The sequence below is a fragment of the Acinetobacter sp. FDAARGOS_494 genome, assembly GCF_003812225.1.
GTDB classification, from domain to species: domain Bacteria; phylum Pseudomonadota; class Gammaproteobacteria; order Pseudomonadales; family Moraxellaceae; genus Acinetobacter; species Acinetobacter baumannii.
Map to the genome: position 1 here is coordinate 916,436 of NZ_CP033866.1, position 15,794 is coordinate 932,229.

Sequence of the window (15,794 nt, forward strand, 5' to 3'; positions counted from 1 at the left end):
CAATCATAATATGGGTAAAAAACTGGCTATAGTGTAAGCCCTTAACACTAAAAAATATAGTGATCATCTTCATAACGAATAGCTTTCACACAATTCTTAGAATAGATCTTATATTTTATAAGTTATAGTTCGGTACACTCGGTAAATACTCAGGTTTAATATATTTAGCTGCTTCAAAATATGGCAAGGTTAATTCAGACATACCTTCTGCATAAGAAGCTAATTCATAAATTGGATAGACAAAAACAATCCCATTTGCACCATAGTAGAAATTATCACTTAATTGCAGTTTTTCACGGCTAATATTGTGCTCTTGAAGCCAATTAGTATTTGCATCAAAAAGCGCATCAACTAACTGTTTTTCAACATCTGGCTTAATAAGTTCTTCAACGGTAATGTGCTTTTTATTTAGCAAGTCAAAATTTACAAACTCTTGATGTGACATACCATGTGCTGCCCCCGCAGAGTATGAATATGTCTGGAATGCAAAGGTTGCAAGGTTATAATTTTGCCCTAAATAACGGACATAGATTGCACTCTGACTTGAGCTCGGCTCCCCTTCCGGTACCTCAACAGGTTTATCAGCCAAATTTGCAAAAGCATTCGGGTCTGCTTTCTTTATACGGTTCGTAAAATAATCATTAATCCATTTTTGATTGGTTTGTACGGTCTGAAAATCATATTCAGTGCAGCCGTCTTCAAGACAAACTTTAGGTTTTGGCAGCTTTACCGGAACAACTTTTGCTTGAATGACAGGGACTTCAGCTTGCTTTTGCTCTTTTACTGAAGCACTAGAAGCCGGTTGTTCATCTTTAGCCGTAGATTTTGGCTGACAACCGCTCACCGCAACCATGGCAGCTAACATTGGAAGAATGAAAATAATTTTTTTATCGTAAAGTTGCATGTTAATCCCCGTAAACTCACTCCTACCACTATACAAAGCGTAAGTTTAAGACGGGGTTAAAAAATGTATCTAGGCTTGATATATAAAAAGAAAGCCATCGTAAAGATGGCTTTCTAAATAATCAGGCTTATTGATCAATAATATCGGTACCTTTCGGAGGCGTAAAATTGAAAGTTGAAGCCGGAATTGAGGCATTTACTTTAACATTCTTGAAACGAACATAAGTCGTTTGACCTAAAGAATCTTGCAATACCATGAGTGTAGGTGCTTTGTTGGCACCAAAACTAATCGTTAAGCTTTGGAAAGCTCCATCTTCTTTTTTAGGGAATAAAGTGAAATATAACTTAGATTTATCTGGCTGAGTTACTCGGTAAGACTTCATGATTTGGTTAGTATTACCAGAAAGTAATAAAGCCGGTGTATCAGCGACCTGATCATCTAGGCTTTGGCGCACAGCCTGTTGTAGATCAGGGTCATAAATCCAGACTGTTTTTCCACTTGTTACAATAGTTTGCTTAGAGGGACTTACAGTTTCCCAATAAAATTTCCCCGGACGTTCAACTTTCATTGAACCTTTAAATGTCTGGTTCATATGCTGAGCACTTAAGCCTTTTTTCTGTGCTACAGTTTTTGTATTCGCTTTCGTTGTCTGTTCAAAATCGGCAGTCAAACGCTGTAAGCCTGATAACTGATTTACCAGGTTCCCAATTGCCTGTTGCTCCGGTGCTGCTACGGGTGCAGCGAACGCTGTAGTACTCATTACAGGAGCAAGCACTGAGGCGCTGAGTGTAATAGCACACATGGTTTTACGAAGCATATTCATGTCATCACCTTTTTAGTTGCTGTAAGATAACTTGCTAGCCTTTCAATTAATCCAGCTAAACAAGCTCTTCATTCAAGACTTATATTAACCGACAAACTTTGTGCTAATCATTGAGAAAATAAGATATTTTGTTATGTTATTCATGTTGTTTGTAGAATTTCATTCATCATCATGAAGACAATATTGATGTATTTCCATAAAAAAAGCCCACAAAATGTGGGCTTTTTCTTAAGCTAAAACTTAAACAGTTTCAACTTTTACGTAGCGACGGCCAAATTGACCTTTCACTTCGAATTTTACTACGCCGTCAGCAGTAGCAAATAAAGTATGGTCACGGCCCATACCAACATTTGCACCAGCGTGGAATTCAGTACCACGTTGACGAACGATGATGTTACCAGCAGTTACAGTTTGACCACCGTAAACTTTAACACCTAACATTTTTGGGTTTGAATCACGACCGTTCTTCGTCGATCCACCGGCTTTTTTAGTTGCCATGTCTCTTACTCCTCGTGATTAGCCTGAAATACCAGTAATTTTCAACTCAGTGAACCATTGACGGTGACCTTGTTGTTTACGGTAGTGTTTACGACGACGCATTTTGATGATGCGGATTTTGTCGTGACGACCATGACCAATCACTTCTGCAGTTACTTTAGCGCCAGCTACAACTGGAGCACCGATTTGAATGTTGTCACCGTTTACAACCATTAATACATCATCAAATGTAATAGTTGCGCCAGATTCAGCCTTCAATAATTCAACTTTAAGGGTTTCACCCTCAACTACACGGTGCTGTTTACCACCGCTTTGGATTACTGCGTACATAACGTACTCCAATCAGCCCGTGTCGTCGTGCCGATAAAGGGATATATCGATCTTAAAACGAACGCCACTGGGGTTATACAAGGCGACAGATTTTAAGTGAAATTTGATCAAACGACAAGTGCTTTATCTTTAACTAAGCAACAGAAGCCATCATTCTTACATAATAAAAATAGCTTCAATTTGATTTTAGTACTTTTCATTGATTCTGAATGGAATTTAAAATACAGTTCCAAACACAACTTGCAACAAGAACAAGCTGTATTCATGTTGACGTTATTAAAATTTATTGTTTTGTCGGAAACACATCGTTTTGCCGAAATAAAGAACAAAGAACTCTTCATGAACATACAAATGATTAATATCAATTGCTTGTTTCCCTGTTTAATGCACTTTTAATTGATACACTAACGCCACTTATCTACCAATACGGGGTTTTTCTTCATATGGTCATCGATTTTAAGCAAGACATTCTCGCTCCTGTTGCTACAGACTTTGCTGCGATGGATCACTTGATTAATGAAGGAATTAGCTCAAAAGTCGGCTTGGTCATGTCAGTGAGTAAACATGTAGTTGAAGCTGGCGGCAAACGTATGCGCCCAATCATGTGTTTACTTGCAGCACGCGCTTGCGGCCTCGACAATATGCAAAATGCACAGCGTCTGGCAGCTATTATTGAAATGCTTCATACCGCAACTTTAGTGCATGATGATGTAGTTGATGAATCTGGACTTCGCCGTGGTCGTCCTACTGCAAATGCAACATGGAACAATCAAACGGCCGTATTGGTTGGTGACTTCCTTATTGCCCGCGCTTTTGACCTTTTGGTTGATTTAAACAACATGACCTTATTAAAAGACTTCTCAACAGGTACATGTGAAATTGCTGAAGGTGAGGTATTACAACTCCAATCTCAGCATCAACCGGATACAACCGAAGAAACATATTTAAAAATTATTCACGGGAAAACTTCTCGTTTATTTGAACTTGCAACCGAAGGTGCGGCTATTTTGGCAGGACAAGAAGCTTACCGCGAACCTTTAAGATTATTTGCAGGTCATTTCGGAAATGCATTCCAGATTATTGACGATATTTTAGACTACACTTCAGATGCTGAAACATTAGGTAAAAATATTGGTGATGATTTAATGGAAGGTAAACCGACTTTACCGTTAATTTCAGCATTAGCACATTCAACCGGTGAAGAGCATGCCATTATCAGACGCAGTATTGCGACTGGTGGTGTTGACCAATTACCTAAAGTGATTGAAATTGTGCAAAAGTCTGGTGCTTTAGACTATTGCCAGCGCCGTGCCCAAGAAGAAACAGAAGCAGCACTGCAAGCCTTATCAATCTTGCCTGATACACCTTATCGTCAAGCGTTGATTAATTTAACTCGGCTTGCATTACATCGAATACAGTAGATATTATTTTGCCTATGCATATAAATTTTTCAGAACATTTTTTTAAAATCCAGAAACAGCTTGAAAACCCTCAAGCTGTTATTGACGAAAATATTCTCATTGACTTAGTCAATGCTTTACGGCCATCCGATCCTCACGATACGGATGAAATAGAGCAAAAAATACAAGCCTTTATTGATAGCCTATTACTTACTCCTACCGCTCCAGCCCTTTTACAAACCTTTTTATTACGCCTCATTAATCAATATAAGCAAGTCAGCTTATATGCAGATAGCGGTATTTTGTCTTTAGATGGCTTCTGGAACCAGCTTGGGCAAAGACTTGGCGGCCATTTTCTGCCACTTATTGAAGATGCAAGCCAGCTAAAAATTCTGATTGGAAAAATTTTCTATTTAGAAAGTGATTCAATCTGGTTAAACAATGTTGATGACAAGGATTGGGCAACTTTGTTCGGACTTATTGGGCAAAGTAACAGTAATGTCGATGAAAAGCATGCCATTCAGCGAGAAATGATTAAGGCAATTACTGTCTTATCTTACCGTATTAGTGGTATCGGTCTTTATCCTGAATTTATTAACGCTCAACCTGAATTAACCGAATATGAATCGCCATTTTTGGTACAAAACCGTGAAATTATTGAGTTTATAGAGAAGTACAAAAAACAGGATATTTCCAGCAACGACATTGCTGTGCTTCCACCACCTGATGCCTCTCAAGCATTTGTAATGCTAGAGCAGTGTCGAGACGTCGTTTTAAAAATACGTCGAGCGACCAAAAGAATCGGTGTTAGTTTAAGTTTGACCTATCTTTTGTCTTTACTTGAACAGTGTTTAGATCGGATTGAATTATTACTCTATCTAGTTGTAGACGATAGCGAGGGACGCTACGTTTCTTTAGGAAACTTAATTTCAGACTTAACTAAAGCACATTATAGTGAAAAAAGTGTCCGCTCGTTACTCAGCACGACCAGTGAGCTTATTGCCTTTCAAGTCACAGAGAATGCAAGCCGTACTGGCGAACATTATGTAAGTACAGACACCAAAGGCTTTTGGGGCATGTATAAAGCCGCTGCTGGTGCAGGTGTGATTATTGCCTGTATGGCCTCATTAAAAATTCTTGCTGCACGTATGACTATGGCTCCGCTCATGCAAGCCTTTACGTTCAGTATGAACTATTCACTTGGCTTTATTCTGATTCATGTATTGCACTTTACTGTTGCAACAAAACAACCCGCAATGACAGCCGCTGCCCTCGCTGCAACTGTACAGCAACGTAAAGGCTCTAAAACTGCACAAATTGCAGAATTAGCCGCACTTATTATCAATATTATTCGAACTCAGTTTATTGCTATTTTGGGTAATATCTCGATTGCAATTCCTACTGCCGCTCTTATTACCTTTGCTTGGCAGTTCTATCTTGATGAGCCTTTATTAACTCATACCAAGGCAACTTATCTATTACACAGCCTAAACCCTTTTACGTCATTAGCCGTTCCGCATGCAGCGATTGCTGGGGTGTGTTTGTTTTTATCTGGCCTAATTGCGGGCTACTTCGACAACATGGCAGTTTATAGAAAAGTAGGACCCCGTTTAAAAGCACATCGACGTTTAAGAAACTTATTTGGACAAGAACGCCTGAACCGTTTTGCAGAATATATTGAACGTAATTTAGGGGCGCTCGCAGGTAATTTCCTATTTGGCGTAATGTTAGGAAGTATGGGAACAATTGGCTTTATTTTGGGCCTACCTCTAGATATTCGTCACATTGCTTTTGCTTCAGCGAACTTCATTCAAGGTTTAATGACTATTAATGGTAGCCCTGATATTGGCTTGATTATAGTTTCATTTTTAGGCGTACTCTGTATTGGTCTCACCAACTTATTTGTGAGTTTCACACTCACTATTATTGTGGCATTACGTGCACGTCGAGTTCGCTTTGAACAATGGAAGCCATTAGCTAAACTGGTCATGACCCATTTTCTTACCCGACCAAGTGACTTCTTCTGGCCACCGAAACAGCCTCTAGAATTAGAAGAAAATGCCCAAGCCAATAGCGGAAAAAAAGCAGAACATTAAATGTTTTGCTTTGTACACAAAATGTGATGTCCGTCAATTTTGTTGTGATTGTTTTTCCAAATGTTAAAAAAATTTCAAAATGAATTTACGATGATCTATCAGGCTTGAAAAAAAGTGTACTGGCAAGTACACTTTCAACGGCGTTCAATAGTGAAAAACTATATGAATAAGCAAAGGTGTGTTTATGCCCTATCTATTGCTTTGTATTGGTTGCGTTTTTTTAGGATTAGGTGTTCTTGGTCTTTTTGTACCAAGTCTTCAATCTTTGGACTTGCTCACCGTTCAAACATTGAGTCACCATCGTTTAGATTATCTTAATACTATAACCACCTTTCTTGCACGCGTAGGCGGCATGCCTTTTGTATGTTTTTTATCCTTTCTAGTATGTATATATTTAGCATGGTATAAAAAATATATTACTGTTATTTTCATTAGCTTGGGAGTTATTGGCAGTATCACCATGGGTTGGCTGCTCAAGTGGTGTGTTAACCGGCCTAGACCTCCTGAGGCATATCATATTGTTGAAAGTTATGGTGCATCGTTCCCAAGTGCACATAGTGTTTATGCATCAACACTGGCTTGTCTGGCAATGATTATGTTATGCCATAAGCACAACATTAACTCTCCTTATATTGTTTTGATCTCCTGTCTTTGGTTTGTGTGTATGGGGCTTTCAAGAATATATGCAGGAGTTCATTTCCCAACAGACGTACTCGCTGGTTGGGGCATTGGTTTTATTTGGATTGCACTGCTTTGGCTCTGGTTATTACAAACACAAAGTAGGTTAAGTAAAAAACAAATATATTTTTAGATTTTATCTAAACGAGGTGGAACAATGATGTCGGCTAAGCTTTGGGCACCAGCCCTTACTGCTTGCGCATTAGCAACAAGTATCGCGCTTGTTGGTTGTAGCAAAGGCTCCGATGAGAAACAGCAAGCTGCTGCTGCTCAGAAAATGCCGCCTGCAGAAGTAGGTGTTATTGTTGCTCAACCACAAAGTGTTGAACAAAGCGTTGAGCTTTCAGGCCGTACTTCAGCATATCAAATTTCTGAAGTTCGTCCTCAGACAAGTGGCGTGATTTTAAAACGCTTATTTGCTGAAGGAAGCTATGTTCGTGAAGGTCAGGCGCTTTATGAGCTCGACTCTAGAACGAACCGTGCAACGTTAGAAAATGCAAAAGCATCACTCCTACAACAACAGGCAAATCTAGCTTCACTACGTACCAAGTTAAATCGTTATAAACAACTTGTTTCTAGTAATGCTGTGTCTAAACAGGAATATGATGACTTACTTGGTCAAGTCAATGTTGCAGAAGCACAAGTTGCAGCAGCTAAGGCTCAAGTAACAAATGCAAATGTAGATCTTGGTTATTCTACAATTCGCTCTCCTATTTCTGGCCAATCTGGTCGTTCTTCAGTAACGGCTGGTGCTTTGGTTACTGCAAACCAGACTGACCCGTTGGTAACGATTCAACAGTTAGATCCTATCTATGTTGATATTAATCAGTCTAGTGCTGAGTTATTGCGTTTACGTCAACAACTAAGTAAAGGCAGTTTAAATAACAGTAACAACACGAAAGTAAAATTAAAGCTTGAAGATGGTTCTACCTATCCAATCGAAGGGCAACTTGCTTTCTCTGACGCTTCTGTAAACCAAGATACAGGAACAATTACATTACGTGCCGTATTCTCTAACCCGAATCATTTATTGCTTCCGGGTATGTATACCACTGCGCAAATTGTTCAGGGCGTTGTTCCAAATGCTTACCTGATTCCTCAAGCTGCCATTACTCGTTTACCTACAGGGCAAGCTGTAGCGATGCTTGTTAATGCTAAAGGGGTTGTTGAGAGTCGTCCTGTTGAAACCTCTGGTGTTCAAGGACAAAATTGGATTGTGACTAACGGCTTAAAAGCCGGCGATAAAGTCATTGTTGATGGTGTTGCCAAAGTTAAAGAAGGGCAAGAAGTATCAGCAAAACCTTATCAAGCTCAACCAGCAAACTCTCAAGGTGCAGCACCAAATGCTGCGAAACCGGCTCAATCAGGTAAACCTCAAGCAGAACAGAAAGCAGCTTCAAATGCATAAGGGGTAGATTGAATGGCACAATTTTTTATTCATCGCCCCATATTTGCGTGGGTGATTGCATTAGTCATTATGTTGGCGGGTATTCTTACGCTAACAAAAATGCCTATTGCACAATATCCAACGATTGCACCACCAACCGTAACGATTGCTGCGACTTATCCTGGTGCATCGGCTGAAACAGTTGAAAATACTGTAACCCAGATCATTGAACAACAAATGAATGGTCTTGATGGCTTACGTTATATTTCATCTAACAGTGCTGGTAATGGTCAGGCATCTATTCAATTAAACTTTGAACAAGGTGTTGACCCTGATATTGCACAGGTTCAAGTTCAAAACAAATTGCAATCTGCAACTGCGCTTTTACCTGAAGATGTACAACGTCAAGGTGTAACAGTTACTAAATCTGGTGCGAGCTTCTTGCAAGTTATTGCATTCTATTCACCAGATAACAACCTGTCAGACTCTGACATTAAAGACTACGTAAACTCGTCAATTAAAGAACCGCTTAGCCGTGTTGCCGGTGTTGGTGAGGTACAGGTCTTCGGTGGCTCATACGCAATGCGTATCTGGCTTGATCCAGCTAAATTAACAAGCTATCAACTTACTCCTAGTGATATTGCAACTGCCTTACAAGCGCAGAACTCGCAAGTTGCCGTAGGTCAGTTAGGTGGTGCTCCGGCTGTACAAGGTCAAGTTCTTAACGCAACAGTAAATGCACAAAGCTTATTGCAGACTCCTGAACAGTTTAAAAATATCTTCTTAAAGAACACAGCATCAGGTGCTGAGGTTCGATTAAAAGATGTTGCTCGCGTAGAATTAGGTTCGGATAACTATCAATTCGACTCGAAGTTTAACGGTAAACCGGCAGCTGGTCTTGCAATTAAAATTGCAACAGGTGCTAACGCACTCGACACAGCCGAAGCAGTTGAACAACGTTTATCTGAACTACGTAAGAACTATCCAACAGGTCTTGCAGATAAACTGGCTTATGACACGACTCCATTTATCCGTCTTTCAATTGAAAGTGTAGTACACACATTAATTGAAGCCGTGATTTTGGTATTCATTGTCATGTTCCTATTCTTACAAAACTGGCGTGCAACGATTATTCCAACGCTTGCAGTTCCAGTAGTTGTATTAGGTACATTTGCGGTCATTAATATCTTTGGCTTCTCAATTAACACCTTAACCATGTTCGCTATGGTATTGGCAATCGGTCTTCTGGTCGACGACGCCATTGTTGTAGTCGAAAACGTTGAACGTGTGATGAGTGAAGACCATACCGATCCGGTTACGGCCACTTCTCGCTCAATGCAGCAGATTTCTGGTGCGTTAGTAGGTATTACCAGCGTATTGACAGCGGTATTCGTACCAATGGCTTTCTTTGGTGGTACAACAGGTGTAATTTACCGCCAGTTCTCGATTACCCTTGTAACTGCAATGGTTCTGTCGTTAATTGTAGCGTTGACGTTCACACCGGCACTTTGTGCAACTATCTTGAAACAGCATGATCCTAATAAAGAACCAAGCAATAATATCTTTGCGCGTTTCTTTAGAAGCTTTAACAATGGTTTTGACCGCATGTCGCATAGCTACCAAAATGGTGTTAGCCGCATGCTTAAAGGCAAAATCTTCTCTGGCGTGCTCTATGCTGTTGTAGTTGCCCTTTTAGTCTTCTTGTTCCAAAAACTCCCGTCTTCATTCTTACCAGAAGAAGATCAGGGTGTGGTCATGACACTTGTACAATTACCACCAAATGCAACGCTTGACCGTACCGGTAAAGTGATTGATACCATGACTAACTTCTTTATGAATGAAAAAGATACCGTGGAATCTATTTTCACTGTTTCTGGTTTCTCATTCACAGGTGTTGGTCAAAACGCGGGTATTGGCTTCGTTAAGTTGAAAGACTGGAGCAAACGTACGACACCAGAAACTCAAATTGGTTCATTGATTCAGCGTGGTATGGCATTAAATATGATCATTAAAGATGCATCATACGTTATGCCGTTACAGCTTCCAGCAATGCCTGAACTTGGTGTAACTGCCGGATTTAACTTGCAGCTTAAAGATTCAAGTGGTCAAGGCCATGAGAAACTGATTGCAGCTCGTAACACGATTTTAGGTTTGGCATCACAAGATAAACGTCTTGTAGGTGTGCGTCCAAATGGTCAGGAAGATACTCCTCAGTATCAAATTAATGTAGATCAGGCTCAAGCTGGTGCTATGGGCGTTAGTATTGCCGAAATCAACAATACAATGCGTATTGCATGGGGTGGCTCATACATTAACGATTTCGTTGACCGTGGTCGTGTGAAAAAAGTTTATGTTCAAGGTGATGCGGGCAGCCGTATGATGCCTGAAGACTTAAACAAATGGTATGTACGTAATAACAAAGGTGAGATGGTTCCATTCTCGGCATTTGCTACAGGCGAATGGACGTATGGTTCTCCACGTCTCGAACGTTATAACGGCGTGTCATCGGTTAACATTCAAGGTACACCTGCACCTGGCGTGAGCTCTGGTGATGCCATGAAAGCAATGGAAGAAATTATTGGTAAGTTACCATCTATGGGCTTACAAGGTTTCGACTATGAGTGGACAGGCTTATCACTTGAAGAACGTGAGTCTGGTGCTCAAGCGCCGTTCTTATACGCACTTTCATTGTTAATCGTATTCCTTTGCTTGGCTGCACTATATGAAAGCTGGTCAATTCCGTTCTCGGTTTTACTTGTGGTACCACTTGGTGTCATTGGTGCAATCGTATTGACCTACTTGGGCATGATTATTAAAGGAGATCCAAATCTCTCAAATAACATTTACTTCCAGGTAGCGATTATTGCGGTTATCGGTCTTTCTGCAAAAAATGCGATCTTGATTGTTGAATTCGCAAAAGAATTGCAGGAAAAAGGTGAAGATCTACTTGATGCAACCTTACATGCTGCAAAAATGCGTTTACGTCCAATTATCATGACCACCCTTGCCTTCGGTTTCGGTGTACTTCCACTTGCACTTTCAACAGGTGCCGGTGCAGGAAGTCAGCACTCTGTAGGCTTTGGTGTACTTGGTGGCGTACTCAGCGCGACGTTCTTAGGAATCTTCTTTATCCCTGTATTCTATGTGTGGATTCGTAGTATCTTTAAGTACAAACCAAAAACCATAAACACTCAGGAGCATAAATCGTGATGCAAAAAGTATGGTCTATTTCAGGTCGTAGCATTGCGGTGTCTGCACTTGCGCTTGCTTTGGCAGCTTGTCAAAGCATGCGCGGCCCAGAACCAGTCGTGAAAACCGATATACCACAAAGCTATGCATATAACAGCGCTTCTGGTACGTCTATTGCTGAACAGGGTTATAAACAGTTCTTTGCTGACCCGCGTTTGCTTGAAGTGATTGATTTGGCTCTTGCCAATAACCGTGACTTACGTACAGCAACGCTCAATATTGAACGTGCTCAACAGCAATATCAGATTACACAGAACAACCAGCTTCCAACAATCGGAGCAAGTGGTAGTGCAATTCGTCAGGTTTCTCAAAGCCGTGATCCGAATAACCCCTACTCTACTTATCAAGTAGGTTTGGGTGTAACTGCTTATGAGCTAGATTTCTGGGGTCGTGTTCGTAGCCTCAAAGATGCTGCTTTAGATAGTTATCTTGCAACACAAAGTGCTCGTGATTCGACTCAAATCAGTCTGATTAGCCAAGTTGCTCAAGCATGGTTAAATTATTCGTTTGCAACAGCAAACTTAAGACTGGCAGAGCAAACGCTTAAAGCACAGTTAGATTCTTACAATCTCAACAAAAAACGTTTTGATGTAGGTATTGACAGTGAAGTTCCATTACGTCAAGCACAGATTTCTGTAGAAACTGCGCGTAATGATGTAGCGAACTACAAAACTCAAATTGCTCAAGCACAAAACTTGTTGAACTTGCTTGTAGGCCAACCTGTTCCACAAAACTTGTTACCTACACAACCTGTAAAACGCATTGCTCAACAAAATGTGTTTACTGCCGGTTTACCAAGTGACTTGTTAAATAACCGTCCGGATGTAAAAGCTGCTGAATACAACTTAAGCGCTGCGGGTGCGAATATCGGTGCTGCAAAAGCACGTTTATTCCCAACCATTAGCTTAACGGGTTCGGCTGGTTATGCATCAACTGACTTAAGTGATCTATTTAAGTCTGGTGGTTTTGTATGGTCAGTTGGTCCAAGCTTAGATTTACCAATCTTTGACTGGGGTACACGCCGTGCCAATGTAAAAATTTCTGAAACCGATCAGAAAATTGCATTGTCTGATTATGAAAAATCAGTTCAGTCGGCGTTCCGTGAAGTTAATGACGCGCTTGCAACTCGTGCCAATATTGGTGAGCGTTTAACAGCACAACAACGTCTAGTAGAAGCAACTAACCGCAACTACACACTTTCAAATGCCCGCTTCCGTGCCGGTATTGATAGTTACTTGACTGTTCTTGATGCACAGCGTTCTTCATATGCAGCTGAACAAGGTTTGTTATTGCTTCAACAAGCAAACTTAAACAACCAAATCGAGTTATACAAAACTCTAGGTGGTGGTTTAAAAGCAAATACTTCAGATACAGTGGTTCACCAACCATCTAGTGCTGAACTTAAAAAGCAATAAGTTTTAAATCACTTTCTTATAAAAGCTCACTTTGGTGGGCTTTTTTATTGCAACTCATCTGAATATTTTTTATCTTGAAAGCTTAAGAAATTTAGTTTGATAAAAAACAATGTTATTAAGTAATTTAGAAAGTGTTCCAGGCCATCAAATTTTAAAGCAGCTTGATGTCGTTTACGGGAGTACCGTCCGTAGTAAGCATGTGGGTCGCGACTTGATGGCAAGTTTAAAAAATATTGTAGGTGGTGAACTTACGGGTTATACCGAATTATTAGAAGAATCTCGACAAGAGGCTATGCAACGTATGATTGTAAAAGCCCAGCAACTTGGTGCCAATGCAATTGTTGGTATTCGTTTTTCTACCTCAAATATTGCCCAAGGTGCTTCTGAATTATTTGTATATGGCACAGCAGTAGTTGTGCAGCCAGCACCTCATCTACCCGATCCATTTAGTGCATAGGTAGAAAATGGACAATCTTATTTTTCAGCTTGTTATTTTTCTCATTCTTTTCAGTATTGGTTGGGCTTTTGGCCGCCATATTGAACGAAAACATTTAAATGAGCTTCTAGAAAAAGAGCAACAATTTGCCCATATCAGAATTGATACCAATCGTTTTGCCACAAGCGACCAGTTGGGTCATTTTATTAGCAGTAATGTGGTTATTTCGCATGACTATTTTAAATATGTACTGGCTTCTATAAAAAACGTTTTAGGTGGTCGTCTTAGCAGTTATGAAAGTATTGTTGAGCGTGCTCGCCGCGAGGCGATTGTACGACTAAAACAACAAGCACATAGTGTAGGTGCGAACCATATTATGGGAGTTCGGCTGAGTACAACCGAACTCGGTATGCAAGGCGGAATGGTTGAGGTTTTTGCTTATGGTACAGCAGTCAAAGACTAGCACTGCCCCATAGCAGAAAAGTGAATACGCGGATTGCCAATATTTTTAGTTAAGTGTTGGCAAATTCCGGTAATTTTCCATTTATCCTGTTGTTTTGCCAAAGTAAAATAATAGCGACCAAAAGAATGAAAATAATCATTTTCCGAAAAACGGTAAATTTGATAATTACACTCTAGCCATGCTCGGTCTTGTTCAATCCGAATAAGAGGATTACTCAAATTGTGCTGTAGTCGTAAATGCGACAAAGCTTGTTGCCGAGAACCTTTAAATTCATGACAAGACACCACACATAAAGGCTCCCCTCTAAACTGCAAATAGTCCACCTCAAGTTGATCGGCCAACAACTCATCAAACGCATCCCAATTTTTCTGGTCAAAAACCAATTGAAAACGCGTAATGACCTCTAAAATACGATGGTAGTCTTGATCCATGGTGAACCTTCTATGCGGGTTTTTCCATCAATTTAGCACGGCGAAATCTTTTTTTTATTTCACTTTTGTTTTCCGGATCATTTTATAGAGTAGTTTCGGTGACATACGGGAAACCATCACGCCTAATTTTTCTTTAGTACCGCCCACTACAATATATTCCTGTCCTTGCATTAAAGCCTTAACTGACTGTTCTGCAAAAACATCGGCCTCTAGTCCATTTTCGATTGCTTCATCTTGGTGGCCTTGAGGTTGCCCTGCACCATTTAGCGCATTAAATGAAACATTAGTTTTTACAAAGCCCGGGAAAATCACAGAAACTTCAACGCCCTGATCTGAAACTTCAGCACGTAAACTGTTGGCCCACATGTGAATTGCAGCTTTAGCAGCCGAATAACTTGCACGATACTGCGTACCTAATAGCCCTGCTACACTCGACACAAATACAACTCGGCCAGACTTTTGTTTAAGCATGGTCGGCAGCACAGTTTTGGTTAATGCCACTTGCGAGAAATAATCGACTTCCATAATGGCTCTTTCAGTCTCCATCGTGGTGTCCTGAATCAAAGCACGTTGACTTAAACCCGCATTATTAATAAGCCAGTCGATTCGACCTTTGGCTTTTAAAATCTGCTCATACGCTTCTTGAACTTGCTGTTGGTTGGTAATGTCTGCAACTACCGACAAGTGCTGATCCGGATGGAGTAAACCAACGCGAACTTCTTCTAACTCTTCAAAGCGACGCGAAGTTAAAATCACTTGAACCCCTTGCAAAGCAAACTCACCAGCTAAAGCTTTACCTAAACCGGAAGATGCTCCCGTAATCCACACCACTTTATTTTGCAAAGTATCAAGTTTGGCCATTTTAACTTCCTATTATCTTTTTAAGTTATGCTGCTTGATGCATAAAGGCCAAAAAGTGGTTGATATAATGAGTTGCGGTCGTTTGATCAACCTGCATCCCCAATTTTTCCAAACGTTTATAGCCCAAATGCGTTGTCATATTAATGACCCCATTTAGGGTTTTATCGACAACCAAATTAAATTTTAAACGTTTTTTAGGTTCACGTACTAGGCTTGTTACACCTAAATCCACAATTTGAATTAAGGTCTGAAAAGCTTTTTCTACGCTTTGCATATTGCCCTCACGTATTTGTTCCGTCAGTGTTTGGGCCTGTTGCACAAGTTGAGGGGTGATCGGGTATGTAATATAAACCTCTTGCTCACGTTCTTTCATGAGTGAGGTCATATAATCAACTAAAGGTAAAAGTCTTTCATTACCGAAAAAAGAGACTGACCAAGGCATATATTTTCGGAAAGTATCTAAAATTTGCTGAAGAACTTTCTCGGACTCATACCGCTGTTTTTCAGTCATAGTCGAGTTATCTTGCTCATCCTTTAACAATACAGAGAAAACTTGCTCAATAATTTCACACGACAAATCGGAAAGAACATCCCCCAATACTTTCGACTGGCTTTCTCTTACCCCAGCATGTAATTTCTCTCGAATTGAAGCAAACTGGGTATAGGTTGAATCGGAAATCTTTAAAAAAACTTTGTAGCTCATGTGTCGCATCCCTTTTCAATTCTTTTGTAATTTTTCTTCCGTGCCTCTACACGATTAAATTGTGATCCATGCTTCATAAATCTACCGTTTTTTGAAAAAAATACAAAACCGTTTATCTGT

General features: G+C 40.2%; 16 protein-coding genes. 9 read left to right on the forward strand and 7 right to left on the reverse strand.

Annotated elements, in window-relative coordinates; all coding sequences use genetic code 11:
- Positions 1-115: 115 nt before the first annotated feature.
- The 4 genes from EG365_RS04410 to rplU form a co-directional block, all read right to left on the reverse strand.
- On the reverse strand, positions 116-904 hold the full coding sequence (locus EG365_RS04410; protein WP_001177768.1) for an RsiV family protein: 789 nt from the start codon (positions 902-904) through the stop codon (positions 116-118).
- Positions 905-1,031: 127 nt separating this feature from the next.
- Positions 1,032-1,727, reverse strand: coding sequence for an outer membrane lipoprotein chaperone LolA (lolA, locus tag EG365_RS04415; RefSeq protein WP_001056757.1), 696 nt, complete (start codon positions 1,725-1,727; stop codon positions 1,032-1,034).
- A gap of 240 nt (positions 1,728-1,967) precedes the next feature.
- A complete protein-coding gene (gene rpmA / locus EG365_RS04420; protein ID WP_000201632.1) occupies positions 1,968-2,225 on the reverse strand; it encodes a 50S ribosomal protein L27 in 258 nt (85 codons plus the stop codon).
- Between the two features lie 18 nt (positions 2,226-2,243).
- Positions 2,244-2,555 (reverse strand): 50S ribosomal protein L21, encoded by a 312-nt coding sequence (gene rplU / locus EG365_RS04425; protein ID WP_000271409.1) that lies wholly within the window; start codon positions 2,553-2,555, stop codon positions 2,244-2,246.
- A gap of 96 nt (positions 2,556-2,651) precedes the next feature.
- Between rplU and EG365_RS04430 the strand changes: the two genes are divergently transcribed.
- The 9 genes from EG365_RS04430 (at position 2,652) to EG365_RS04470 (ending at position 13,679) form a co-directional block, all read left to right on the forward strand.
- Positions 2,652-2,951 (forward strand): hypothetical protein, encoded by a 300-nt coding sequence (locus tag EG365_RS04430; RefSeq protein ID WP_000667118.1) that lies wholly within the window; start codon positions 2,652-2,654, stop codon positions 2,949-2,951.
- Between the two features lie 47 nt (positions 2,952-2,998).
- Complete coding sequence (gene sdsA / locus EG365_RS04435) at positions 2,999-3,976, forward strand: All-trans-nonaprenyl-diphosphate synthase (RefSeq protein WP_000234081.1); 978 nt, start codon at positions 2,999-3,001, stop codon at positions 3,974-3,976.
- 14 nt (positions 3,977-3,990) lie between these two features.
- Positions 3,991-6,051: a site-specific recombinase gene (locus EG365_RS04440; protein WP_000547883.1), complete on the forward strand. Its 2,061-nt coding sequence runs from the start codon at positions 3,991-3,993 to the stop codon at positions 6,049-6,051.
- Between the two features lie 184 nt (positions 6,052-6,235).
- A complete protein-coding gene (locus tag EG365_RS04445; protein WP_001987651.1) occupies positions 6,236-6,862 on the forward strand; it encodes a phosphatase PAP2 family protein in 627 nt (208 codons plus the stop codon).
- Positions 6,863-6,886: 24 nt separating this feature from the next.
- Positions 6,887-8,137: a multidrug efflux RND transporter periplasmic adaptor subunit AdeI gene (gene adeI / locus EG365_RS04450; protein WP_000986589.1), complete on the forward strand. Its 1,251-nt coding sequence runs from the start codon at positions 6,887-6,889 to the stop codon at positions 8,135-8,137.
- 12 nt (positions 8,138-8,149) lie between these two features.
- The gene (gene adeJ, locus EG365_RS04455; RefSeq protein WP_000046678.1) at positions 8,150-11,326 is read left to right on the forward strand and encodes a multidrug efflux RND transporter permease subunit AdeJ; all 3,177 of its coding nucleotides are present in this window, start codon (positions 8,150-8,152) and stop codon (positions 11,324-11,326) included.
- On the forward strand, positions 11,326-12,780 hold the full coding sequence (gene adeK / locus EG365_RS04460) for a multidrug efflux RND transporter outer membrane channel subunit AdeK (protein ID WP_001174793.1): 1,455 nt from the start codon (positions 11,326-11,328) through the stop codon (positions 12,778-12,780). Before adeJ ends, adeK begins: the two co-directional genes overlap by 1 nt.
- 109 nt (positions 12,781-12,889) lie before the next feature.
- Positions 12,890-13,237 carry a YbjQ family protein gene (locus EG365_RS04465; protein ID WP_000927244.1) on the forward strand — a complete coding sequence of 116 codons (348 nt, stop codon included), beginning with the start codon at positions 12,890-12,892 and terminating at the stop codon, positions 13,235-13,237.
- Positions 13,238-13,244: 7 nt separating this feature from the next.
- The gene (locus EG365_RS04470; RefSeq protein ID WP_000369288.1) at positions 13,245-13,679 is read left to right on the forward strand and encodes a YbjQ family protein; all 435 of its coding nucleotides are present in this window, start codon (positions 13,245-13,247) and stop codon (positions 13,677-13,679) included.
- On the opposite strand, the gene EG365_RS04475 is transcribed toward EG365_RS04470, so the two are convergent.
- Genes EG365_RS04475 through EG365_RS04485 form a run of 3 tightly spaced genes read right to left on the reverse strand, consistent with a single transcriptional unit; the run spans position 13,676 to position 15,674 of the window.
- Positions 13,676-14,110 (reverse strand): nuclear transport factor 2 family protein, encoded by a 435-nt coding sequence (locus tag EG365_RS04475; RefSeq protein ID WP_000371754.1) that lies wholly within the window; start codon positions 14,108-14,110, stop codon positions 13,676-13,678. The two genes, EG365_RS04470 and EG365_RS04475, sit on opposite strands and share 4 nt — an antisense overlap.
- Positions 14,111-14,164: 54 nt before the next feature.
- Positions 14,165-14,971 (reverse strand): SDR family NAD(P)-dependent oxidoreductase, encoded by an 807-nt coding sequence (locus EG365_RS04480; RefSeq protein ID WP_001086064.1) that lies wholly within the window; start codon positions 14,969-14,971, stop codon positions 14,165-14,167.
- A gap of 25 nt (positions 14,972-14,996) precedes the next feature.
- Positions 14,997-15,674 carry a hypothetical protein gene (locus EG365_RS04485; protein ID WP_000120755.1) on the reverse strand — a complete coding sequence of 226 codons (678 nt, stop codon included), beginning with the start codon at positions 15,672-15,674 and terminating at the stop codon, positions 14,997-14,999.
- Positions 15,675-15,794: the final 120 nt, after the last annotated feature.